Annotated in this window: 18 protein-coding genes; 13 read left to right on the plus strand and 5 right to left on the minus strand. The window is 64.6% G+C overall.

Annotated features, from left to right (window positions below; all coding sequences use genetic code 11):
• Window positions 1-136: 136 nt before the first annotated feature.
• From AC0KVN_RS21220 to AC0KVN_RS21230, 3 genes are all read left to right on the plus strand, one after another.
• A complete protein-coding gene (locus AC0KVN_RS21220; RefSeq protein WP_435567977.1) occupies window positions 137-847 on the plus strand; it encodes a response regulator transcription factor in 711 nt (236 codons plus the stop codon).
• 105 nt (window positions 848-952) lie between these two features.
• Window positions 953-2,815 carry a methanol/ethanol family PQQ-dependent dehydrogenase gene (locus AC0KVN_RS21225; protein ID WP_483656376.1) on the plus strand — a complete coding sequence of 621 codons (1,863 nt, stop codon included), beginning with the start codon at window positions 953-955 and terminating at the stop codon, window positions 2,813-2,815.
• A gap of 112 nt (window positions 2,816-2,927) precedes the next feature.
• Complete coding sequence (locus tag AC0KVN_RS21230) at window positions 2,928-3,572, plus strand: pentapeptide repeat-containing protein (protein ID WP_435567976.1); 645 nt, start codon at window positions 2,928-2,930, stop codon at window positions 3,570-3,572.
• Window positions 3,573-3,815: 243 nt separating this feature from the next.
• Here the strand turns inward: AC0KVN_RS21230 and AC0KVN_RS21235 are convergent, their stop codons facing one another.
• Window positions 3,816-6,557, minus strand: a complete 2,742-nt coding sequence (locus AC0KVN_RS21235) for an ATP-binding protein (protein ID WP_435567975.1) — start codon at window positions 6,555-6,557, stop codon at window positions 3,816-3,818.
• A gap of 107 nt (window positions 6,558-6,664) precedes the next feature.
• Complete coding sequence (locus tag AC0KVN_RS21240; RefSeq protein ID WP_435567974.1) at window positions 6,665-7,750, minus strand: redoxin family protein; 1,086 nt, start codon at window positions 7,748-7,750, stop codon at window positions 6,665-6,667.
• A gap of 217 nt (window positions 7,751-7,967) precedes the next feature.
• Between AC0KVN_RS21240 and AC0KVN_RS21245 the strand changes: the two genes are divergently transcribed.
• From AC0KVN_RS21245 to AC0KVN_RS21265, 5 genes are all read left to right on the plus strand, one after another.
• A complete protein-coding gene (locus tag AC0KVN_RS21245) occupies window positions 7,968-9,239 on the plus strand; it encodes an epoxide hydrolase family protein (RefSeq protein WP_435567973.1) in 1,272 nt (423 codons plus the stop codon).
• Between the two features lie 26 nt (window positions 9,240-9,265).
• Entirely contained in the window at window positions 9,266-9,679 is a 414-nt protein-coding gene (locus AC0KVN_RS21250; protein WP_287431049.1) for an organic hydroperoxide resistance protein, read from the plus strand.
• A 25-nt stretch (window positions 9,680-9,704) separates the two neighbouring features.
• On the plus strand, window positions 9,705-10,478 hold the full coding sequence (locus AC0KVN_RS21255; protein WP_435567972.1) for an alpha/beta fold hydrolase: 774 nt from the start codon (window positions 9,705-9,707) through the stop codon (window positions 10,476-10,478).
• 136 nt (window positions 10,479-10,614) lie between these two features.
• Window positions 10,615-11,649 carry an alpha/beta fold hydrolase gene (locus AC0KVN_RS21260; RefSeq protein ID WP_435567979.1) on the plus strand — a complete coding sequence of 345 codons (1,035 nt, stop codon included), beginning with the start codon at window positions 10,615-10,617 and terminating at the stop codon, window positions 11,647-11,649.
• A 12-nt stretch (window positions 11,650-11,661) separates the two neighbouring features.
• Window positions 11,662-12,195, plus strand: coding sequence for a cytochrome P460 family protein (locus AC0KVN_RS21265; protein WP_010336000.1), 534 nt, complete (start codon window positions 11,662-11,664; stop codon window positions 12,193-12,195).
• 14 nt (window positions 12,196-12,209) lie between these two features.
• On the opposite strand, the gene AC0KVN_RS21270 is transcribed toward AC0KVN_RS21265, so the two are convergent.
• Entirely contained in the window at window positions 12,210-12,941 is a 732-nt protein-coding gene (locus AC0KVN_RS21270; RefSeq protein WP_435567971.1) for an SDR family NAD(P)-dependent oxidoreductase, read from the minus strand.
• A complete protein-coding gene (locus tag AC0KVN_RS21275; RefSeq protein WP_435567970.1) occupies window positions 12,938-14,353 on the minus strand; it encodes an aldehyde dehydrogenase family protein in 1,416 nt (471 codons plus the stop codon). The genes AC0KVN_RS21270 and AC0KVN_RS21275 overlap by 4 nt, the downstream gene beginning before the upstream one ends.
• Before the next feature lie 100 nt (window positions 14,354-14,453).
• On the opposite strand from AC0KVN_RS21275, the gene AC0KVN_RS21280 reads away from it, so the two are divergent.
• From AC0KVN_RS21280 to AC0KVN_RS21300, 5 genes are all read left to right on the plus strand, one after another.
• Window positions 14,454-15,377, plus strand: a complete 924-nt coding sequence (locus tag AC0KVN_RS21280) for a LysR family transcriptional regulator (protein WP_097385635.1) — start codon at window positions 14,454-14,456, stop codon at window positions 15,375-15,377.
• A 534-nt stretch (window positions 15,378-15,911) separates the two neighbouring features.
• Window positions 15,912-16,742, plus strand: a complete 831-nt coding sequence (locus tag AC0KVN_RS21285; protein WP_435567969.1) for a 23S rRNA (adenine(2030)-N(6))-methyltransferase RlmJ — start codon at window positions 15,912-15,914, stop codon at window positions 16,740-16,742.
• A gap of 315 nt (window positions 16,743-17,057) precedes the next feature.
• Window positions 17,058-18,149 carry a glycoside hydrolase family 68 protein gene (locus AC0KVN_RS21290; RefSeq protein ID WP_435567968.1) on the plus strand — a complete coding sequence of 364 codons (1,092 nt, stop codon included), beginning with the start codon at window positions 17,058-17,060 and terminating at the stop codon, window positions 18,147-18,149.
• Window positions 18,146-19,060 carry an ROK family protein gene (locus tag AC0KVN_RS21295; protein ID WP_435567967.1) on the plus strand — a complete coding sequence of 305 codons (915 nt, stop codon included), beginning with the start codon at window positions 18,146-18,148 and terminating at the stop codon, window positions 19,058-19,060. The genes AC0KVN_RS21290 and AC0KVN_RS21295 overlap by 4 nt, the downstream gene beginning before the upstream one ends.
• 5 nt (window positions 19,061-19,065) lie before the next feature.
• Window positions 19,066-21,273, plus strand: coding sequence for an alpha-galactosidase (locus AC0KVN_RS21300; protein ID WP_435567966.1), 2,208 nt, complete (start codon window positions 19,066-19,068; stop codon window positions 21,271-21,273).
• A gap of 4 nt (window positions 21,274-21,277) precedes the next feature.
• Here AC0KVN_RS21300 and AC0KVN_RS21305 read toward each other — a convergent pair whose 3' ends face one another.
• Window positions 21,278-22,822 carry a putative 2OG-Fe(II) oxygenase gene (locus AC0KVN_RS21305; protein ID WP_435567965.1) on the minus strand — a complete coding sequence of 515 codons (1,545 nt, stop codon included), beginning with the start codon at window positions 22,820-22,822 and terminating at the stop codon, window positions 21,278-21,280.
• Window positions 22,823-22,983: the final 161 nt, after the last annotated feature.

Consider the following 22,983-nt stretch of genomic DNA (forward strand, 5'->3'; position numbering starts at 1 on the left):
TCGACCGTCGTGCCATCCTTGAAAGGGGGTCCCTTTTGCGCGCCGATCGGGGGTCCCGTTTCGACGCCGATTGACAGATCGCGGATCGGCATGGCGGCCAACTGGACGCTGCCAATCACCGCATGAGGGAGGGCCTGTGCGTGTCGCTGACCTTGCCGGTGGTGCCATGAACATCCTGCTGGTGGAAGATGATCCGGGCATCGGCCGTTTCGTCCATCGCGGATTGATGGCCGAAGGCTATATGGTGGAATGGCAGACATCGGGACGGCGGGCCCGTCCAAGACTGGCATCCGGCCTGTTCCATGCTGCGATCCTGGACCTTGGCCTGCCCGACATGGATGGCGCCGACCTGTGCCGCGAAGCGCGGCAGGACGGGGTCGATCTGCCGATCTGCATGCTGACCGCGCGTGCCAGCCTGGACGAGAAGCTGGAGGGGTTTCGCTGCGGCGCCGATGATTATCTGACCAAGCCTTTCTCCTTCGAGGAATTGCTGGCGCGGCTGGCGGTCATGGTTCGACGTCGCGAAGGCCGCGATGTCGAGCGCCTGTCGCTGGGATCGCTGGCGATCGACATTCGTGCTCGGACGGCACAGATCGAGGGGAAGCCGCTCGATTGCAGCCGGCGCGAGTTCGACCTGCTGCTGTGCCTGGCCCGTCAGGCGGGGCAGGTGGTATCGCGCAGCCAGATATTGGACATGGCGTGGGGCACCGACGCCGATGTCACGGAAAACAGCGTCGATGTCTATGTCGGCTATTTGCGCAAGCGCCTGACCGCGCACGCCTGCGCGCCCGACCTGCTGACGGTGCGTGGGGTCGGTTTCATGCTGCGGCATGGGACCAAAGCATGAGCGATATTGAGAGGGATCTCATGAAGCGCTCAGGACGCTCTCAGAAAGCCTTCCTACACTTCTCCGGGTAAGCGGCGATCAAGCCGCACTGCCAAGGAGGATGCGATGCGAGGAGCAAGGGGGCGGCTGGTGGCGATGATGGCGCTGGCAACGATGCTGACGGGGCCGGCGCTGGGTCAGAATGGGGCTGCGGCCAAGCATGATTTCAAGCTGCCAGGCGTCAGCTGGGACGACATCCTGAATGACGAGCAGAGCAACGACAATGTACTGATGTACGGCCTGGGCGTGCGGGCCCAGCGGTTCAGCACGCTCGACCAGATCAACAGCGACACCGCGAAGAAACTGGTGCCGAAATGGGTTTTCTCATTCGGCGACGAGCGGCAGCGCGGGCAGGAAAGCCAGGCCCTCTTCTATGACGGTGTCATCTATGTGACCGCATCCTACAGCCGGATATTCGCGCTGGACGCGGCGACGGGCAAGAAGATCTGGTCCTACACCGCGCGCCTGCCCGATGACATCCGTCCCTGCTGCGACGTCATCAATCGCGGCGCGGCCATCTATGGCGACAAGATCTTCCTCGGCACGCTCGACGCCTCCATGATCGCGCTCGACCGCAAGACCGGCAAGGTGGTGTGGAACAAGAAGTTCCAGGATCACAAGGCCGGCTACACCATGACCGGCGCGCCGACGATCGTGAAGGACCGGAAGACCGGCCGGGTCATGCTGATCCACGGATCGTCCGGTGATGAATTCGGCGTGGTGGGCGAACTTTATGCCCGCGATCCCGACACCGGCGAGGAAATCTGGATGCGGCCAATGGTCGAGGGGCATCAGGGACGCCTCAACGGCAAGCCGTCGAGCTTCACCGGCGATCCCAAGGCGCCGAGCTGGCCCAATGACAAGGATGGCAAGAAGGTCGAGGCGTGGAACCATGGCGGCGGCGCGCCCTGGCAGTCGGCGACCTTTGACGTGAAGACCAACACGATCGTCATCGGCACCGGCAATCCCGCGCCGTGGAATACCTGGAAGCGTTCGCCGGGCGACAGTCTCTATACATCGGGCCAGGTCTATATCGAACCCTCGACCGGCGAGCCGGTGGGCTTCTTCCAGCATACGCCCAACGACGCCTGGGACTTTTCGGGCAATAATCCGATCGTGCTGTTCGATCTGGAAAAGGACGGCAAGACGATCCGCGCCGGCGCCCATGCCGATCGCAACGGCTATTTCTTCCTGACCGATCTCGACAAGCTGACCAAACGCGACGGCAAAATCAGCAAGCAGAAGGGATCGGCGCTGGGCATCTATCCCTTCGTCCCGAACATCAGCTGGGCCAGCAAATGGGATGTAGCCAATGGCCGGCCGATCGAAAATCCGGGGCAACGCCCGCCGCCGCCTGCACCAGGCCAGGACAAGGGGGACGTGATCAAGGTCACCCCCAATTTCCTGGGCGGCACCAACTGGATGCCCATGTCCTACAATCCGGGAACCGGACTGTTCTACATCCCGTCCAACGACTGGTCGGAGGATTACTGGACCGAGAATGTCACCTATAACAAGGGTGCAGCCTATCTTGGCCAGGGCTTCCGCATCCGCAAGCAGTTCGACGATCATGTCGGCGTGCTGCGGGCGCTGGACCCCAAGACCGGCAAGATCGCCTGGGAGGTAAAGGAACATCTGCCGCTATGGGGCGGCAACCTGACCACCAAGGGCAATATAGTCGTCCAGGGCACCAGCGCCGGCTATGTGAAGCTGTTCAACGCCAAGACTGGCGAGGAGCTGTGGAAATTCCAGACCGGGTCGGGCGTGGTGTCCGTGCCTATCACCTGGGAGATGGATGGCAAGCAATATATCGGCCTCGCCTCGGGCTATGGCGGCGCGGTGCCGCTATGGGGTGGCGACATGGCCGACCTCACGCGCTCGGTCAGCCAGGGTGGCTCATTCTGGGTGTTCGAACTGCCCGAAGGCTGATCCCCTTCCGGCATCACCGGGGCCTCATCACCCCCGGTGCCGATCCGCCCGGTCGGCCGGCGCCTCCCTTGCCGACCGACCGGGCGGACTCCGTTTTCATGGGGAACCTGCCATGCGCATCATCCTGTCCCTGCTGGCCGCATCGCTGGCTGTCCCGCCAGCCACTGCCCAGATGCTCACCACCAATGTCGAGGAGCGCCCCGATCCCTGGATCGTCAATGGCTGCCGGATCGGACCGAAGGCGAGTTGCCCCGGCGCCGACCTGCGCTTTACCGATCTCGCCAATGCCGATCTCAGCGGCGCCGACCTGACCGGAGCAAAGCTCGCACGCGCCGATCTGCGTCATGCGAATCTGACTGGGGCCAAATTGACCAGCGCCGACCTCGACGGCGCGCGGATGAGCACGGCCTTCATGGGCGGCACCCGGCTGGAGGGGGCATCACTGCGCGGCACCGATCTCTCCTTCGTCCGCGCAGCCAGGGCGCGGTTCGACCGCAGTGACATGACCGCCGCCACGCTGGAAAAGGCGCTGCTCAAGGGAGCAAGCTTCCAGGATGCGCGCTTCATCAACACCGATCTTATGGAGGCCAAATTCTACGAAGCCGACCTGGAACGCGCCGTCATGGATGGCGTGCAATTGCGCTTTGCCGTGTTCCAGGATGCATGGATGAAGGATTGCAGGGGCTGCCCGACCCATTGGCAAAGCGGCGATACCGTCTGGCAGACGGAGGAACGGGAGCGCCAACGCAATCAGTAGGCCTATCGCGCGTTTCTCCTGCGGCCATTGGTTGATAAATGGGGCACTGGAAGTTGACGTGGAGGATGCTTCAGCTCTTGCAGAGGACATAGAAATCTAAGCTCACTCGTCTCCTTGTCTCTACGAGGGGCCAGGACCTGTACTGCGGCGATCATGCACCTGGGTAGCCGAACTCCGGCTCTGAATGTCTTGGAAGGGGCGCGCCCGACTCTCCTACGCCCAGAACCTATCCGCCAACAGCCGTTACAAAGAAGCCAGATCCGCGGCGGATCGCCGTTCCCATGCGTCAGCCCCTTGCCGGCGCGCGAGCGTGATGGCGTTATTCAGGGATGATTTCGCGGTTGCGCTGTCGAGGAGTCCGATTGCGATTCTGGCCTTGATCCGCAACAATTCTGGCATTAGGCATTGTTCGCCATTTGCCTCGCATCGCTGGATGGTGGCGTCGATCACCGTGCCAGCCTCCGTGAAACGGGTGTCGAGCATCAGGCCCTGGGCCAGTGCGATGGAAAAAGGCGTCGTCAGCAGGTCATAACGGGCAGCGCGCAGCCTGACGAGGCATTGCTCGATGGCGCCCAGCGCGTCGCCGCCTGCTTTCCCGCGCAGGATCGCGAACTCGCCGGCAAAGCCGCTGGCGGCGGCGATATAGGGACCGAGCGCATTGGCCTCGGCGCAGTCGGCAAAGGTGGCGAGCGTTTCTTCCGCGGCCGCAAAGTCCATCATCCAGCTGTGGATCGATAGCGACCAGATGAGCGCGATGCAGAGCGTCACGGGATGATTGAGCGTCGCCGCTTCCTCGACGGCCTGGCGCGCCAGGGCCTTGGCCCGCTGTTCATCACCGGTCAGCCAGAGCGTGCGGGCCAGCGCGATGATGGAGCGATTGCGATGGTCGAAGCCGTAGCGCACCGTCTGGCTGCGCAGCGATTGAGGAGCATGCGCCAGGGACATTTCCAGATCGGTGCGCGCCTGTATCTGGTTGCCGGCCAGATGGTGCGAAATGCCTGACAGCGAATAGGCGACGCCGATGGCTTCATCCTCGCCGACCGCCTCGGCCACCTGGATTGCCCGCGCGGCGTGATCCATCGCGACCTGATATTCGCCGATCCGCTCATGAAAAATGTGTAGTCGGCCGAGAATGCGCAACTCGCTCCAGCGATCCTCCAGCAGCCGGGCGATTTCCAGCGCGCGGTCGAGCGCCCTGCCGGCTTCCGGCCGATTGCCACGGGTGAACATCAGCGCGATGGCGAGCGCGCCCTGCAGTTCCAGCTCGATCGCGGTGCCGCGTTCGCTGTCCACTATTTCGCCCAGCGCCCGGCTGCACCAGTTGCGGCATTCGATCAGGTGCGAGAGATTGAGGAAGACCGGCGCACTGGCAGCGGCAAGGCGCACGGCGATGCGCCGATCCCCGTCTTCGCCAAAGGCCCAGTCGAGCGCGCTGCGGATATTGCCCAGTTGCTGCCGCAAGGGGCGCTGATCCTGAAGGACGTCATCTTCCTGCGCCAGCAGGGCTTCCAGTTCCGCCAGATAATAGGCGGCATGGCGCCGGGCATTGGCGTGGAAATCCGACTGCCCACGGGCAAGCAGATGCTGGCGACCATGGGCGCGGGTCATCTCCAGGAGGCGATAGGTGCCTGTGCCACGCATCCGGTTGGGCGCGATCAGCGACTTGGCAACCAGTTGATCGACGGCGGCGGCGATATCGTCCGCGCCCACCAGCGCGTCGGCAACCACCGCCAGCGCGGCGTCGATCGAGAAGGGGCCGACGAAGATGGCCAGCCGCTCCAGCACGATCCGCTCGACATCGGACAGAAGATCATAGCTCCAGTCGAGCGTCGCCTGCAATGTTTGCTGACGCGGCAGGGCGGTGCGTCGCCCCGGCCACATCAGGCTGAAGCGTTCCCCCAGTTGGCGGGCCGTCGCCTCCAGCCCATGGGTCGCGGCGCGCACGGCCGCCAGTTCGATCGGCAAGGCCATGCCGCCCAGCCGCGCGCAGAGATCCCCGATCAGGCGCGCGTCACCCTCATCGACCCGAAACTGGCTGTCGGCCGCGCGCGCCCGTTCCAGGAATAGCTCGATCGCGGGATAGGCGCGCAACTGTGCCAACGTCAGAGCTTCTCTATCGTCGGGATAGCCGAGCGCGTCGAGACGATGGACATGTTCGCCGCGCACGCGCAGCGGCTCACGCGAGGTGGCGAGGATGCGCACTTGCGGCGCAGCGTCGATGATATGTTCGACCAGTTCAGCTGTGGGGGCGATCAGATGCTCGCAATTGTCGAGCAGCAGCAGAAAGGATTGATCGCGCAGATGGCCCAGGATCACCGCCAGCGGATCGTCGCTCTGCACGGTCAGGCCCATGGCGCCGGCGATCATCGGCCGCACCAGGCCAGGATTTTCCAACATGCTGAAATCGACAAAGGCGACGCGATTGGCGAATTGCGGGGCGAGGGCGTGGCCGATCTCGATCGCCAGCGACGTCTTGCCGACCCCGCCAGCGCCGACGATGGTGAAGAGCGGCGTATCCATGACCCGGTCCTGCAACAGCGCCAGATCTTCCGTCCGGCCGATAAGGTGCGGCAGGCGCGGCGGGATATTATGCGTCGGTGCGAGCGGGGCAGGGGCTGGCGTCACGGTCCGACCCGTCTCCGGCCCCTGCACCGCGACCGGCGCGACGAAAGCATAGCCTACCCCAACCTGGGTCGCGATATAGCGTGCGCCGTCGATGCCTTCGCCCAGCAGCTTGCGCAGGCCCGCCATGTGGAAGCGCAGGCTGCCATCCTCGACCACGACATCGGGCCAGACCCGCTTCAACAGGTCGCGCTTGGAAAGAATCTGCCCCGGCTGTTCGGTCAGGACGACGAGCAGGTCGAAGGAGCGACCGCCAATCTCCACGGGCACGCCGTCGCGAGTGAGCAGTCGTTCAGCCGGCAGCAGCGCGAAGGGGCCGAAGCTGCGCCGTTCCCCCAGAAGCTGCTTGTCCCCGTCCGCCACGCCTGCACCGTCCCATTTCCGGCGGCACCCACGCCGCTGTCTGGCTTGCTGCCATATCGTTAGCGAAAGGCAACGACCAGTGGGGCAGCGAGAGGCAGAGCGGGAAATCAGCCGAAGGTGAAGGAATAGGCTTTGGCCCCCGGCCGGGCAAACTGGATGGCGATGGTGCGATCACGAATGGGGCCGTTCTGGCGGACAAGCTGGTAAAGCCGGTCTTCGCGCACTTCGCCCCAGCCCTGCGCATCGGTATCGGCGCCATGGCTGGCACCGGGCGCCGCGCCGTCGATCGTCACGCGGAAACGGATCGGGTGACCATCAGGTGCGCCGCCCAGGACCAGATGCGCGTCACGCGCATGGAAGCGATAGCGCAGCGTGCCATTGGGGGCATCCAGGCGGGAAAATTCCGATCCGACGGTCCAGTCGCCCGACAGATCCCACCCGCCCAGCGGCAGATCGGTTGCCGCCCTGTAGCTTGCGGTCGCATCCCGGCGCAGGCCGCCGGGCGACCGGAAGCCGGTTGCCTTGTCATGGCCCAGATAGGCTTCGCCCGATGCCAGATTGCGCCAGTCTGCCGGCGCCTCGATCCCGCTGCCCTGGATTGGCGTCACGGGAATGGCCGCAGGATCGTGACCGGCCTCGGCCAGCAGGCGGCGGATCAATTGTTCGGACTCGGCATAATCGCCCTCGCCGACGCGATAGCCGCGCACCTGTCCCTTGGCGTCGATGAAATAGAAGCCGGGCCAGCCCTGATTGCCGAACGCCTGCCAGACGGCATAGTCATTGTCCTGAAGATTGGGATAGCCCACGTCCAACCGGGCTGTGGCCTGACGGACCTTGGCGGGATCATGCTCGAACCGGAATTCGGGCGCATGGACGCCGACCACGACCAGCCCCTTGTCGCCATAGCGTTCCTGCCAGGCCCTTAGATAGGGCAGTGCGCGCAGCGAGTTGATGCAGGAATAGGTCCAGAAATTCACCAGCACCACCTTGCCGCGCAGGGAGGTCACGCCATCCGGCACGGGCGTCAGCCAGGGGCCTGCATGATCGAGCACGTCAATGGCCTTTCGCGGGGCGCCGAACGGCGCGGCAAGGGAAGGGGCTGCGCGGATCGCATCGGCGCAGCAGGCGATGGTGGTGGCACCGGCTGCCAGCAGGGCGGCGGCGATGAAGCGGATCGAACGGGTTCTGGTCATGGCGGGCGGCCTTGTGGTTGCTCTTTTGCCTGCAATGTAGCGGCCGGTCGCGCGGTTGCCTGTTAGGCCCTGTGCGGGCGCGTTAGTTGGCGGCAGCGGCGCGGGCGGCAGATCATCGCATTTGCAACGGCTAACGCCCCATCATCCCAACTAACGGGCGTTCCGCGCACGCTCCTCTATCTCCGGGACCATGACTTCCCGGATCGAGGAAATGAACATGACGGAACCCCATTCGACATCACGCCGCCGGTTCATGGCAGGTGCTGCATTGGCAGGCGCGGCCGGCGCCATCCCGTCCGCGCTGCGGGCCGCGATCGACGACACGGCTGTTCGGCCCTTTCGCGTCGCCATCCCGCAGGCGAACATTGTAACGATGAAGCGGCGCATCGCCGAAACCCGCTGGGCCGACACCCAGCCGGTCGCTGATGACAGCCAGGGCGTGCGTCGCCAGACGCTGGAACCGCTGATGCGTTACTGGGCGGGCGCCTATGACTGGCGCCGGGTCGAGGCGCAGCTCAATGCGCTGCCGATGTTCATGACCCGGATCGACGGGCTCGACATCCAGTTCATCCATGTTCGTTCGCGCCATGCCGGCGCCTTGCCGATGATCCTGACCCATGGCTGGCCGGGGTCGACCCTGGAATTTCTGAAGGTCATCGGCCCGCTGACCGATCCGACCGCGCATGGCGGCACGGCGGACGACGCCTTCCACCTCGTCATTCCCTCGATCCCTGGCTTCGGCTTTTCCGAAAAGCCCCGCGTGCAGGGCTGGGGATCCGACCATATCGGTCGGGCCTGGTCGGTGCTGATGCGGCGGCTGGGCTATGATCGCTATGTCAGCCAGGGCGGCGATTGCGGATCGGTGATCTCGCAGCGCATGGCTCTGCAGCATGTGCCGGGCTTGATCGGCATCCATCTCAACATGCCGGCCGTGGTGCCGGCCGAGATCGCCCATATCCTTGCCGCCGGCGATCCGCCACCCGCCACCTTGAGTGCGCCGGAACGCCGGGCCTTCGACCAGCTCGCCGCCTTCTATCGCGACAATGCCGCCTATGCCGCGATGATGAACACGCGGCCGCAGACGATCGGCTATGCGCTGGTGGACTCGCCGGTCGGCATGGCGGCGTGGATGTATGAGAAGATCGCGCAATGGACCTTTAGCGACGGCCAGCCCGAGAAGCTGCTGGGCCGCGATGTCATCCTCGACGATCTTTCGCTCTACTGGCTGACCGGCACCGGCGCCTCGGCCGCCCGGATCTATTGGGAAGACCATAGCAATAATTTCAACGCGCGCGGCGTCATCGACCTGCCGGTCGCGATCAGCGTCTTCCCCGGCGAGATTTTCCGCGCGCCCAGAAGCTGGGCCGAGCGCTGCTACAGCCGGCTCCATTATTTCAACGCGGTGGCCGATGGCGGCCATTTCGCCGCCTGGGAACAGCCGATGCTGTTCGCACAGGAACTGCGCACCGCCTTTCGTCCGCTGCGCTGAACCCCCTCAATAAAAGGAGACTTGCCATGTCCGACACCAAGACGCTCTACACCGCCCAGGTCCATGTGACCGGTGGACGCGAAGGCTACGCCCGCAGTTCCGATGGGCGCCTCGACCTTCCTCTTTCCACGCCCGGCGGACCGGGGCAGGGGACCAATCCCGAACAATTGTTCGCGGCCGGCTGGTCTGCCTGTTTCGAAGGCGCGATGGCGATCGCTGCGAAGGGGAAGGGCGTGACCCTGCCCGATGACCTGGCGATCGATGCGGAGGTGTCGCTGTGCCATGGCGACGAAGGCTATTCGCTTGCCGCCCGGCTCAATGTCTCGGTGCCCGGCCTCGCGCCCGACATGGCCCGGCAGATCATCGAGCAGGCGCACCGCACCTGCCCCTATTCCAAGGCGATCAAGGGCAATATCGATGCCCTGGTCACGCTTGTCTGAAACCCCGAACCTCAGGAGATTTGACATGCGGACTCTCATCATGGGCGCATTGCTGGCGGGGCTTGCCGCAGGCAATGCCCAGGCCCAGCCGGTCAAGCCAACCATCGTTCTGGTCCATGGCGCCTTTGCCGACGGTTCCAGCTGGAACGGGGTGATCCCCTTCCTTGAACAGGATGGCTATCGGGTGGTCGCCGCGCCCAATCCGCTGCGCGGCGTGCGCGCCGATGCCGATGTCGTGGCCGATCTGGTTCGCAGCATCGCCGGGCCGGTGATCCTGGTCGGTCATTCCTATGGAGGGTCGGTGATCAGCGAGGCGGCAACTGGCCACGCCAATGTAAAGGGGCTGGTCTATGTCGCCGCCTTTGCGCCGGACGTCGGCGAAACCGCCATCGGCCTGACCGGCAAATTCCCCGGCAGCACGCTTGGGCCGGCACTGGCGCCGCCGGTCTCGCTCGGTTCGGGAGGCAAGGATCTCTATATCCTGCAGGCCCGCTTCCATGACCAGTTCGCCGCCGACGTGCCGCCGGCCGAAGCGCGCCTGATGGCGGCGGGGCAGCGCCCGATTGCCGAGGCCGCCCTGTCGGAAGCCGCGACCCAGGCAGCGTGGAAGACCGTGCCGTCCTGGTTCATCTATGGCGACGCCGACCGCAACATCCCGCCCGCCGCCATGGCCTTCATGGCGCAGCGCGCAGCCGCGCGGCAGAGCGTGGTGATCCGCGGTGCATCGCATGTCGTGATGGTATCGCACGCACCCGAAGTCGCCCGGCTGATCGAGAAGGCGGCGGCGGCGGCGGACTGACAACGGGGATCATGCGCGCTCACAGCAGATCACAGCGATTAACAGGCGCATCGCCGGCGATGCGCCTATCAGGAAGCGGTCGCCGTGAGTGCCGGCCAGCTTGGACCCGGTTCAGCCCATGGATAGGAGAATGATGATGCGTCAGGATATTGCAGACCCGGCTCGCCGGGATTTCGTTCGTGTCGCCGCCGCCATGGCCGCGACGCTGGTGGCAGGCGGGTCGGCTGGTCGGGCGCTTGCCGCTCCGGTTGCCGGTGCGAACCCGCCTGCGCTGGGACCAATCCGCCAGATCGACGCCGGCGTGCTCAATATCGGCTATGTCGACATGGGGCCGCGCGATGGCGCGCCGATCCTGCTGTTCCATGGCTGGCCATACGACATCCATGCCTTTGCCGAGGTCGCGCCGCTGCTGGTGGCGCAGGGGCATCGGGTCATCATCCCGCATCTGCGCGGCCATGGCAGCACCGTCTTCCGCGACGCAGCCACCCCGCGCAATGCACAGCAGGCGGCGCTGGGCGCGGATGGCATCGCGCTGATGGATGCGCTGGGCATCCGCCACGCGGTGGTGGCCGGCTTCGACTGGGGCGCGCGCACGGCAGACATCATGGCGGCGCTGTGGCCCGAACGGTGCAAGGCGCTGGTGTCGGTCAGCGGCTATCTGATCGGCAGCCAGGCCGCCAATGCCAAGCCGCTGCCGCCCGCCGCCGAACTGCAATGGTGGTATCAATATTATTTCGCGACGGAGCGCGGCAAGGCCGGCTATGCCGCCAATACCAACGCCTTCAACAAGCAGATCTGGCAATTGGCGTCGCCGCGCTGGGCGTTCGACGATGCGACCTTTGCCCGGTCGGCGGCCTCCTTCGTCAATCCTGATCATGTCGCGATCGTCATCCACAATTATCGCTGGCGGCTGGGCCTGGCCGAAGGCGAGCCGCAATATGACGCGCTGGAGGCGAAACTGGCCGCCGGCCCGCCGGTGACGATCCCGGCGATTACGATGGAAGGCGATGCCAATGGCGCGCCGCACCCCGATCCGGCCACCTATCGCGCCAAGTTCACCGGCGCTTATGCGCATCGGCTGATCGAAGGCGGCATCGGCCATAATCTGCCGCAGGAGGCGCCGGCCGCCTTTGCGAACGCGGTGCTCGACGCCGCACGCATGGTCGGATGAAGGAGCCAAGCGATGAGACGGATCGGCACTTTGGCTCTGGGCATGGCAGCATTGCTGCTGGGCGGATCGGTGGTCTTCGCCGGCCCGGCCCGTGAGACGCAGGCTTCTCCCATTTATGGCGTAAAGCTGCCCAAGGGCTATCGTGATTGGAAACTGATCAGCGTGGCGCAGGAAAATGGCAAGAACAACGATATCCGCGCGATCCTGGGCAATGTCATTGCGGTGAAGGCTTTTCGCGATGGCAAACGGCCTTTTCCCGATGGCGCGGTGATCGTCCGGCTGGCCTGGCGCTATCAGGCCTCGCCGCGCAACGATGCGGTGTTTCCCGCCCCGCAATCCTTCGTCGCCGGAGCGCCGACCAATGTGCAGGTCAGCGTCAAGGATGCGAAGCGCTATGCCGCGACCGGCGGCTGGGGCTATGGCCAGTTCGAGGGCGGCCGCCCCGATCCCGACCCGGCCGTGGTGCAGAGCTGCTTTGCCTGTCACCAGAAGCTGGAGCGGCTGGAGAAGGGCAAGGATTTCGTCTTCACCGACTATGCCGAATGAAGGGCGACCTTGCCCTACCAGGGCAGGGGGCCATCCTCATTGAAGAAGCCGCCATTGGGGCCATCGTCCGGCAGCGTCGCAAAGGTCATGACCACCCGCGCGCCCTGTTCGACCGTGCGGGTGCCGGCATGGCCGTTGAGGTCGGTGGCGATATGGCCGGGCGTCACGCTGTTGATGCGGATGTGCCGGTGCGCCGCGCTGCGCTGGAAGGCGTGGGCATAATGTTGCGTCAGCATCAAGATCGCGGTCTTGGACGAGGCATAGGCCAGGATCGTGTCCGACTGGCCGAACAGGGTGGCGGGATCGCTGGTGAGCGCGAGCGAGGCGCTGGTGCTGGCGACGTTGACGATGCGCGGCGCGTCGGATCGGACCAGCAGCGGCAGCATCTGCCGCGTCACCCGCACCAGGCCGAAGACATTGGTGTCATAGGTTTCGCGCATGTTCGCCGCCGACGTCTCGATCGTCGGCACGCGCCGCAACATACCGGCATTATTGACCAATATGTCGATCCGGCCATGCTCGGCCTCGATCTGAGCGGCGGCCGTGATCACGCTGGCGTCGCTGGTCACGTCGATGAGGATCGACTGGACGTCGATCCCCGCGGCGCGCAGCTCTGCCGCCGCCTCTGCGCCGCGTCCGGCATCGCGGCTACCAAGCAGCATAGTCATGTCGGCCTGGCCGAGCTGGCGCACCACTTCCTTGCCAAGGCCCTTGTTGGCGCCAGTGACGAACGCGATCCGGCTCATGCCAGCACCGTGCGCGGTTCGAGGAAGGCGTCGAGGCCGAAGCTGCCAAATTCCCGGCCGATGCCCGACTGCTTGACCCCGCCAAAGGGGGCGAGCGGTTCATGCGCGGCGCCGTTGATGACGACCCGGCCGGAATCCAGCTGTCGTGCCACGCGCTTCAGCCGGTCGGGGTCTGTGCCCAGCAGATAATTTTGCAGGCCATAATCGCTATCGTTGGCGATCCGGATTGCATGCGCGTCATCCTGATAGGCGATGATCGACAGCACTGGGCCGAATATCTCCTCGCGCGCGATGCGCATATCATTGTCGACATCGGTGAACAGCGTGGGCCGGACGAACCAGCCGCGATCCAGCCCCATGGGCCGCCCTTCGCCACCCGCCAGCAGGGTTGCGCCTTCGGCCTGACCGAGCCGGATATAGGATTGCACCCGGTCCCATTGCCTTTGGCTGACCATCGGGCCGATACGCGATGCCGGGTCGCTGGCTGGACCGACCGGCCAATGTGCCAGCGCGGCAATCAGGCGATCCTGCAACGCGCCCTTCAGCCGCGCGGGAACCAGGATGCGGGTGCCGGCGATGCAGGCCTGACCGCTGTTGATGAAGCCGCTTGTCAGGGCCTGGATCGCCGCGGCATCGAGATCGGCATCGTCGAGGATGATCTGTGCGCCCTTGCCGCCCAGTTCGAGCGTGACGCGGGCCATGCGTTCCGCGGCAGCATGCAGGATCGCCCGACCAGTGCCAGTCGATCCGGTGAAGCTGATCTTGGCGATGTCGCGATGGGCCGTGAGCGCGGCCCCGGCGACTGCGCCTGATCCGTTGACGATGTTGAGCGCGCCGGCCGGCAGGTCGGCCCGGTCGAGCGCCTGCAGCAGGACATGGGTCTGGAGCGCGCTCATTTCGGACGGCTTGATGACGATCGACGTGCCCGCCGCGATGGCGGTCGCCAGCTTGGCGCAGATGAAGCCGAAATTGCTGTTCCATGGCGTGATCGCAGCCGCGACGCCGATCGGGCGCTTTTTGACCTCCGCAGCCCCGATCCGGCTCTGCCAAGCATAGCTTTCCAGCACATTGGCCATGTCGAGGAAGACTGAGCCTGCGCGCCGCGCGCTATAGTCGATGAAATAGGTCGGGGCGCCATATTCCTGGCCCATTGCGGATGCCATCGCATCGCCATGGGCGGCGACCACATCGGCCAGGCGCCGCAGCATCGCGATGCGCTCGGGCACCGTGCTGTGGGCCATCACGGGAAAGGCCCGCTTCGCCGCCGCCACCGCGGTATCCACATCCGCTGCGTTGGACAGGCGGACAATGCCGATCTGCTCTTCCGTGGCCGGATTAAACAAGGGCGCCTGTTCATCGCCTGACACGGGCTGGAACCGGCCGTCGATATAGTTTTCGCTGATCATCTGCATGGCGTGAAGCCTCCATTGTGTCTCTGCGCTGCATGTGGACCCGCGCCGCCGATCTGATAAGAAGGGCAATATTGTACAGACTGATGAGGAATTTCGCGCAATGATGCCGAGCGTCGCGGAGATGGAGGCGGTGCTGGCGGTCGCCCGGCACTGCGGCTTTCGCGCGGCAGCGCGCGATTTGCGCCTGTCTTCCTCCGCGCTCAGCCATGCGGTCGCAGCGCTGGAGGAAAGGCTGGCGGTGCGCCTGTTCAACCGGACGACGCGCAGCGTGGTGCTGACCGCCGCGGGTGAGCAGTTCGTGGCAGGGATCGGACCTGCCTTGCAGGCGATCGCCCAAATTGTGGATGATCTGGGCGCCGATGCCAGCGAACCGTCCGGCACGCTGCGGATCAACACATCACCGGGCGCGGCGAGGATGATGCTGCAGCCGATCATCCTCGAATATGGCCGCCGCTATCCGCAGGTCATGGTCGAAATCGTGACCGAAAGCGCGTTGGTCGACATTACCGGGCAGGGCTTCGACGCGGGCGCGCGGCTGGCCGATGCGATCCCGCCCGACATGATTGCCGTGCCGATCTTTCCGCAACTGCGGATGATAGTCGTCGGCGCACCGGCCTATCTGGCTGGGCGTCGTGCCCCGATCGTGCCAGCCGATCTGCTGGACCATCGCTGCATTGGCATGCGGCTATCCAGCGGGCGCCTCTATCGCTGGGAGTTCGAGCGGCATGGAGAGGCCATGCTGATCGACGCGCCGGGCAATCTCGTCCTCGACGCGACCGACCTGATCCTAGACGCGGCCGTCGATGGCGCTGGGCTGGCCTATGTCGAGGAGCGCGGCGCGCTACCCCATATCGCGGCCGGGCGACTGGTCCCGCTGCTCGACGAATGGACGCCGCCCTTTGCCGGCCTGTCGCTCTATTTTGCCGGGCGGCGCCATATTCCGCGCAAGTTGCAGGCACTGATCGACCTGATCCGCGAGGGGCATAAGCGAGGCGAAGATCTGACCAGCGTCATTCTGCGTTGAAGGGGCAACAGGAAGCTATCGTTGGCACAGTAATCGAAGAGATGGCGTACGTCTGATGCGTTTATTCCATCGTCTAGCGCCTGCACTGCATGGAAAAGGCGGGCGGTCGGCACCTGGGCCACGACCCCATAAACTTCAGAGGTTTATGCGAGCGAGCTAAGGTGTGGGTGCCCTTAGCCAAGCAGGGAAGCAAGACTTGGCGAGGGGAGCAAGCTGGCGGCTGCGCTCTGGTGCGCCATGGCGCGTTCTGCCCGACTGCCATGCCCCGCGCACGACCTAGCACAACCGCTTCGGGCGGTGCCGGAAGGCGGGCGCCTGGGACGGGATGATGGATGCCATTACCGCTGCCCATAACGGCGAAGGTCTCTCAAACCGGCTCCGACTGCCGTTGGACGGGCGCATGATCGCCAAATCGCCGGCGAACGGCTCAATCATCTTGGACCGCATATGATCGTGCTCGCGGACAAGGCCTAGCTTCGCTTTGCAGAAGGCCCTGCAACTCGTAAAGGCAGATCGTCAGGATTTTGAATCACTATGAATTATCGCCATTCCTTCCATGCGGGCAACAGCGCCGATGTCGTCAAGCACAGCCTGCTGATTGCCTTGGTGCGGGCCTTGCAGCACAAGCCGGGCCCGCTCACGCTGATCGACACCCATTCCGGCTGCGGTCTGTACGATCTTGGCGGCGACGATGCCCAACGCACCGGCGAGGCAACGCAGGGCGTGCTGCGGGCCTTTGCCGACCCGACCCCCTTGCTGGACGACTATCGCGCCGCCGTGCAGGCGGTGAATGTGGGTGACGAACCGCGCCTTTATCCCGGCTCGCCGCAATTTCTGGCGCAGCTTTTGCGCCCGCAGGATGTCTTGATCCTCAATGAAAAACACCCGGAAGACGCCTACACCCTGCGGGGTGTGATGCGCGGCACAAACGCGGCCGTGCATGAACGCGACGCCTATGAGCTTTGGCTGGCCATGGTGCCGCCCCGCACCGCGCGTGGCGTAGTGGTGGTCGACCCGCCCTACGAGCAAACGGACGAGCGCGCACGCATCACTGCGACCCTCGCCGCCGCGCAGCGCAAATGGGCGCATGGCGTGACCGTTATCTGGTTTCCGCTGAAAGACCATGCCACGCATTGGCGGTGGAAGGAGCAGTTACGCAAGCTCGGCATCCCCAAGCTGCTGTGCGTGGAGCATTGGCTGTACGATAGCGAGCAACCCGGCATCTATAATGGCGCAGGCCTCTTCATCGTTAATCCGCCCTATGCTTTCACGCAGGCACTGCCGCCCTTGTTGGAGGCATTGCGCGCGGCGTTGGCGCCCGAAGGGCATAGGGGCGAGATCATATCCGGCTGGTTGGCCGATTGATATAAGGCGCATCCAACCCTTCATTCGGGGCAGATGCCAGCGTCCGGCTTTGGCGCAGGCGGATGGCCGATGGTTCGGGAAATGGCATCGCCGCTCAACTGGGGGCAATTGAAAGTTTAGCGTCGAGAGGCCAGCAGTTCTTCGATGCTACCCGCTTGATTGGCGCTTGCAAACGTTTGCATAAAACTTTATCGCCTTCGATGAAGCACGGCCGGACGGGCGTATCCGCGCGAATGGGCCTGCTTCTATCTTGGGGAGGATGTCGTTGGGACTGCACGCTTGACGGCGTCCTCCTCCCATGAAGAGGGCGCTGATGTGACGATATCCTGGACGGCTGCGCATGTTGCTGCAATTCCCTCGTCGCCGATCGTCATTGCCCCAATCGCCGACAAGGATTTTGCCCCGGTCGCCTTCAACCTGGGCATCTGGGATGCGTGGCCGATCCAGCGCCGGGATGGCGCACCCTTTGCCAATGCTGCGGGGGGCGAGCTTTGGATGGCGCTCGGGGCGCCGCGATTTGATGATCCGGACGCGCGCCATGGTCATGCACGCATTCATCTGCTTCGCCACGAGGATGGCGGTTGGTCCGACCTTGGGCCTGCCATGCCAGATGGCTTTTCGCCGGGCAGCCGGGAATGGTCTGGATCGGCCATCGTCGACAATGCCACCGGCGATGTGATCCTCTATTTCACGGCCGCCGGGCGGCGCGGCGACAATGGACTGACCTTTGAGCAGCGCATGTTCAGCGCACGGGCCAGTCTTGGCGATGACGATCGCCTGGCGGACTGGCGCGACCTGTGCGAAGTGATCCCACCTATGCCGGATTGGTATATGCCCACCACGGGCGGCGGCGCCATCGGCACGATCAAGGCCTATCGCGATCCCGCCTATTTTCGCGACCCTGCAGATGGTCGCCATCATCTGTTTTTCGCCGGCTCGCTGGCGGGAACGGCATCGGCTTTCAACGGGGTAATCGGGGTTGCCACCGCCCCGGCCGATCGCCCGGACGACTGGACCGTCCAGCCGCCGCTGATCGTCGCCGACGACATTAATAATGAGCTGGAACGACCGCATGTGGTTTTCCATCAGGGGCGTTATTATCTGTTCTGGTCGACCCAGGCCCATGTGTTCAATCCACAAGGGCCAATAGGGCCGACGGGCCTCTACGGCATGGTCGCAGATATGTTGAGCGGCCCCTGGCACCCGATCAACGGCAGTGGCCTGGTCTTCGCCAACCCGCATGAAGTGCCTGCGCAAAGCTATAGCTGGATGGTGCTGCCTGATCTGCGGGTCACCAGCTTTGTCGATAATTGGGGAGGGGGAGGACGCAAGCGGCGGTTCGGTGGCGCCTTTGCACCCTTCGTTCAGTTGTGGCTCGATGGCGATGCTGCTGGAGTGGCGGCATGACGCCCCCATTGGTCGCGGGTGTCGAGCTGGGCGGGACCAAGGTTTTCGTTCTGCGCGCACGCGGAACTGAAATTGTCGAGCGACAATTGGTGCCAACGACGACACCGGACGTGACATTGGGCGCGGTACGGGAAATCCTGACCCGCTGGCACGCGGAAGAGGCCTTTGCCGCTTTGGGCATCGCCTCCTTTGGCCCTTTGCGGCTCGACAGCAAAGCTGGGGATTTCGGCCGGATGCTGCCAACGCCCAAGCCTGGCTGGAGCGATACGGACATTTTTGGTGCGCTGGCCGGCGCGCTGCCCTGTCCGGCAGCGATCGATACCGATGTGAATGCGGCGGCGTTGGCCGAAGCGCGCTGGGGCGCGGGGGCACAGGGACAGGAACCATCCGATTGCCTCTGCTACCTCACCGTAGGAACGGGGCTGGGCGGCGGCTTCGCCCTGAATGGCAAAACGCTGCATGGCGCGATGCATCCGGAACTGGGGCATATCGCCATTCGCCGGGCGAAGGGGGATGATTTCCCTGGCGCCTGTACCTTTCATGGCGACTGTATCGAAGGGCTGGTGTCCGGCCCGGCCCTGGCAAGGCGCTTCGGCCAGCCGGGTGACCAGATCGATGCGGAGGATCCCCGCTGGGATCATGTCGCCCATGACCTTGCCCAGCTCGTGTCCACGATCCTGCTCATGACGGCAGCGCGGCAGGTGTTGATTGGCGGGGGCGTCGGCATGGGCCGCGCCGATCTGCTCGATCGCGTTCGGGCCAAGATTGTCGCGCAACTGGCTGGCTATCTGCCGTTTGTAACTCCGGACACTATCGCGGCCATCGTGCGCACCCCCGCGCTGGGCGATCAGGCAGGGCCGCTCGGCGCGGTCGCGCTGGCACTTGATGCCCTGGCGGAAAGGCAAGGATGATGAATATGCGATCCCTTCGGTCATTGTGCCTGGCGGCTACCGTCTTCACGGCTCTTGCCTGTCCTGGCGTCCTTTGGGCAAAGGTCAGCGCCACAGCGGATGGTCGGGTGATGCGGCTCGATGGCGGCGGCGTGACCTATGCCATGGGTGTGGATGAGCAGGGCTATATCCAGCCGCTCTATTGGGGGCAGGCGCTGGATGAGAAGGCGCCGCTCATAGCCCGGCATCCCACCGAATTGTCGGGTTTCGACCCGGCCGGATCGATCACGGCGCAGGAATATGCCGGGCAGGGGGAGGGGCTGGTCAGCGAACCGGGCATCAAGGCGGTGTTCGCCGACGGCAATCGCGACCTGGTCCTTAAATATCGCGGCCACAAGATTTCGGGTGAAACGCTGACGGTGGAACTGGCCGATATCCGCCGGCCGCTCACGGTGACATTGCATTATGTGATTGATCCGGCGACAGGCGTGATCGCCCGATCGGCCAGCGTTCGCAATGGCGACAGCAAGCCGGTGCGCATCGACCAGATTGCGGCGGCGACCTACACGCTGCCGGTCGGCAACGGCTATCGTCTCCGCTATCTGACGGGGCGCCATGCGTCGGAATGGTCGCAGGTAGAAACGCCGGTGACGCCAGCCCTAACCGTGCTGGAAAGTCGCCGAGGATCGACCGGCCATGGCAATCAGCCCTGGTTTGCGCTGGTCAAGGACGGCAAGGGCAGCGAGACGGATGGTCCTGTCTGGTATGGGGCGCTGGCCTGGTCCGGTTCCTTCCGCCTGTCGGTGGGCCTCGACAATCTCAGCCGGGTGCGGATCAGCGGCGGTTATAATCCCTATGATTTCAGCTGGGCGCTGAAGCCGGGCGAGAGCCTGGACACACCGATTTTCTACACGGGTTACAGCAGCAAGGGCATGGGAGACGCCTCGCGCCGTTTTCATGCGTTCCAGCGCGCTGCGATCATTCCCGGCGGCGCCAAGGCGAAGATCCGGCCGGTTCTCTATAATAGCTGGGAGGCGACCACCTTCAACGTGACAGAGGCCGGACAGATGGCACTGGCCGAGAAGGCGGCGAAGATCGGCGTCGAGCGTTTCGTCGTCGATGACGGCTGGTTCGGCGCGCGCGACGACGACAAGGCGGGGCTGGGCGACTGGACGGTCAATCCGCGCAAATTTCCCAATGGTTTGAAACCCCTGATCGACCGGGTGAAGGCGTTGGGCATGGATTTCGGCCTCTGGGTTGAGCCGGAGATGGTGAATGTCAATTCGGACCTCTACCGCGCCCACCCCGACTGGGTGTTGAACTTCCCGGACCGTCCGCGGACCGAGGGCCGCAACCAGCTCGTCCTGAACCTTGCTCGGACCGATGTGCGCGATCATCTTCTGGCGGTTCTGGACCGGTTGGTGCGCCAGAACGACATCGCCTTCCTCAAATGGGACTATAATCGCAACTGGACCGAGGCCGGCTGGCCGGGCGTGCCGCCGCAGGATCAGCAGCGGGTGCAGGTCCAATATGTCCGCAACCTCTATTACATCCTGTCCGAACTGCGGCGGCGGCATCCGGGGCTGGAAATCGAGGGCTGTTCGGGTGGCGGCGGACGCATCGACCTGGGCATTATGGGCCTGACCGACCAGAGCTGGACGTCGGACAATACCGATCCCTATGATCGGCTGATCATTCAGGACGGCTTTACCCAGGCCTATGCGCCGTCGATCATGATGGCCTGGGTGACGGACAGCCCCAATTGGGCGAACGGGCGGGAAACCAGTCTCGACTATCGCTTCCTGTCCGCCATGCAGGGCAGCCTTGGGATCGGCGCCAATCTGGATCATTGGCAGGAGGCGGATTTTGCCACGGCCAGGACATGGATCGCCGCCTACAAGTCCATTCGGGATATCGTGCAGCGCGGCGATCTCTACCGCATCGCGCCGCCTCGGCCGGATGCGGCAAGCTCTGCGACCTTCCATGTCTCCCCGGACAAGCGCCGGGCCGTGCTGTTCCAGATGCTGCACAGTTCATCCTTCCGCGACAATGTGGAGGCGGTCCATCCCGAGGGGCTTGACCCGCTGCGCAGCTACCGGGTGCGGATGCTGGACGGATCGGCCTTGCCGGATGGTGTGCCGGCGGAGGCGAGCGGCGCCTACTGGATGGAACAGGGGCTGCGCGTGAAGCTGAAGGGCGATTATAAGGGCGCGGCCTATCTGTTCGAAAGCTGAGCGTTCAGCGGCGCGGCGGGCGGATGTCGAAGGCGATCGACAACCGCTCGCCATCCGCGAACGGCACGGTGCCGTGCCACAGGGTGGACGGAAAGAGGATCAGCCGCCCGACCTTTGGTTCGATCTCGCAATAGGGTGGCAGGTCCAGCCCCAGTTCCGGCGGCGGCATCCCGAAACGCAGCCAGCCCGAAGGCTCTTTCCCCATAGCGTCCGGGTCGGGCAAGGCGACATGCAGCGCCGAACTGATCCAGCCGACCGGATGGGTGTGGGCGACATGAAAGCCCTGGGCATGGAGGCGCACGGACCAGCTACCTGCAAATTTCACCTCGCCGCGTGGCGTCCCTAGCAGCGGATGGCCCGGCTCGGCGGCAGGCAGGTGATCGATATAGTCGCGCACGCTTGCCTCGATCGCCGCGCGGGTGCGCTGCATGATCGCTTCATGTCGGAACAACAGCGGCCGGTCGGTCTGGGTGCCGCCGCGCACCGACTGATCCGGATAGGGGGAGGTGGCGGTGTGCAGCGTGCGGAGAAGGTCCGCCAGATCGGACAAGTCCTGCGTATCTAAACCGATGTCGGCCGCATGGATGAACTGCTCTGGCCGGTCGAGCCAGGCCGCCCGGTCGTCCCCCAGCAACCGCCAGCCGATCGACAGATAGGGCCAGAATAGCGGAGCGGATGGTGAGCCAAGCTGTGCAAACGCGATTGGCACCGCCCGCTCCGGCGCGCCGCAGCGCAATGCATGACGGACGCGGGCAAGGGCTAGGCCAGGATCGGGGCGGTCGGCCAGCCCGTCGAACAGATCGGGCCTGTTCGCCGCCGCGCCCGATTCCGCCTCCAGATAGAGGTGCGCCACCTCCAGCGCATCAACATCGCCGCAGGCGCGGCTTGCGTCGTGCAGCACGGCGCGGGCATCATCCCACGACTTTGCCTTGGCCAGCCAGTGGAAGCGAGCCAGATGAAGCGCCAGATTATGCGGCTCGGTGCGCAGCGCCTCGGCAAAGCCCTCATCCGCGCCCGCACCTGCACCAGCCAGACGCCGCAATGTTGCGCGATAGGTCTGGCCCTCGATCCAGCCGGGATGATCGTCGAGCGCAGCCGTCATCAGGGCCAGTGCCGCATCGCTGTCGCCTTCCGCTGCAAGCGCGCCAGCATGGCCACGAACCAGCGCCATGTCTCCAGGCGCGAGCGCGCGGGCGACAGCGAATTGCGCGGCGGCGCTCCGACCGGTTTCATAGCGCAGTTGGGCGAACAGCGCCTGCGCCGCCGGATCATCCTTCGCCAGAGCAGCCGCGCGCTCGGCGGCGATAAGCGCAGGCTCATGCGTCTGCATTTCGCGCAGAACCAATGCTTTGAGCCAGAGGAGGCGGGGATGGTCTGGCCAAGCTATGCCGACCTGTTCCAATCGCGAGGGGAGCTGGTCTCCAGCCCCGGCGCGCAAGGCGTCCAAAATGGCCGACTCGATCGATCGCAGCCAAGCGGCGGCATCGGGAGAAGACGGCGATGTTGGCTGGTTCGCGACCAGATCGACGAGGCTGTTATCGTCTTTCATCCTCAACCTGCTTGCTCTTGTTTCTGGGCCGCCGCCGCCGCTTATCTGATCGCAATATAGCCAAAACACCGGGCTGACGAGATGAAATGCAAACGTTTGCTGTAAAATGTTGCAAAGGTTTGCAGGGGTGGTTATGCAAGCCTTCAACCGACCGCGAAGCG

Source organism: Sphingobium sp. SG1 (assembly GCF_057063145.1).

Bases quoted from the DNA above. Each gene is read 5' to 3' on its own strand.
- AC0KVN_RS21225 (WP_483656376.1), top strand. From the start codon at position 953: ATGCGAGGAGCAAGGGGGCGGCTGGTGGCGATGATGGCGCTGGCAACG.
- AC0KVN_RS21230 (WP_435567976.1), top strand. From the start codon at position 2,928: ATGCGCATCATCCTGTCCCTGCTGGCCGCATCGCTGGCTGTCCCGCCA.
- AC0KVN_RS21240 (WP_435567974.1), bottom strand. From the start codon at position 7,750: ATGACCAGAACCCGTTCGATCCGCTTCATCGCCGCCGCCCTGCTGGCA.
- AC0KVN_RS21245 (WP_435567973.1), top strand. From the start codon at position 7,968: ATGACGGAACCCCATTCGACATCACGCCGCCGGTTCATGGCAGGTGCT.
- AC0KVN_RS21250 (WP_287431049.1), top strand. From the start codon at position 9,266: ATGTCCGACACCAAGACGCTCTACACCGCCCAGGTCCATGTGACCGGT.
- AC0KVN_RS21255 (WP_435567972.1), top strand. From the start codon at position 9,705: ATGCGGACTCTCATCATGGGCGCATTGCTGGCGGGGCTTGCCGCAGGC.
- AC0KVN_RS21260 (WP_435567979.1), top strand. From the start codon at position 10,615: ATGCGTCAGGATATTGCAGACCCGGCTCGCCGGGATTTCGTTCGTGTC.
- AC0KVN_RS21265 (WP_010336000.1), top strand. From the start codon at position 11,662: ATGAGACGGATCGGCACTTTGGCTCTGGGCATGGCAGCATTGCTGCTG.
- AC0KVN_RS21270 (WP_435567971.1), bottom strand. From the start codon at position 12,941: ATGAGCCGGATCGCGTTCGTCACTGGCGCCAACAAGGGCCTTGGCAAG.
- AC0KVN_RS21275 (WP_435567970.1), bottom strand. From the start codon at position 14,353: ATGCAGATGATCAGCGAAAACTATATCGACGGCCGGTTCCAGCCCGTG.
- AC0KVN_RS21280 (WP_097385635.1), top strand. From the start codon at position 14,454: ATGATGCCGAGCGTCGCGGAGATGGAGGCGGTGCTGGCGGTCGCCCGG.
- AC0KVN_RS21285 (WP_435567969.1), top strand. From the start codon at position 15,912: ATGAATTATCGCCATTCCTTCCATGCGGGCAACAGCGCCGATGTCGTC.
- AC0KVN_RS21295 (WP_435567967.1), top strand. From the start codon at position 18,146: ATGACGCCCCCATTGGTCGCGGGTGTCGAGCTGGGCGGGACCAAGGTT.
- AC0KVN_RS21300 (WP_435567966.1), top strand. From the start codon at position 19,066: ATGCGATCCCTTCGGTCATTGTGCCTGGCGGCTACCGTCTTCACGGCT.
- AC0KVN_RS21305 (WP_435567965.1), bottom strand. From the start codon at position 22,822: ATGAAAGACGATAACAGCCTCGTCGATCTGGTCGCGAACCAGCCAACA.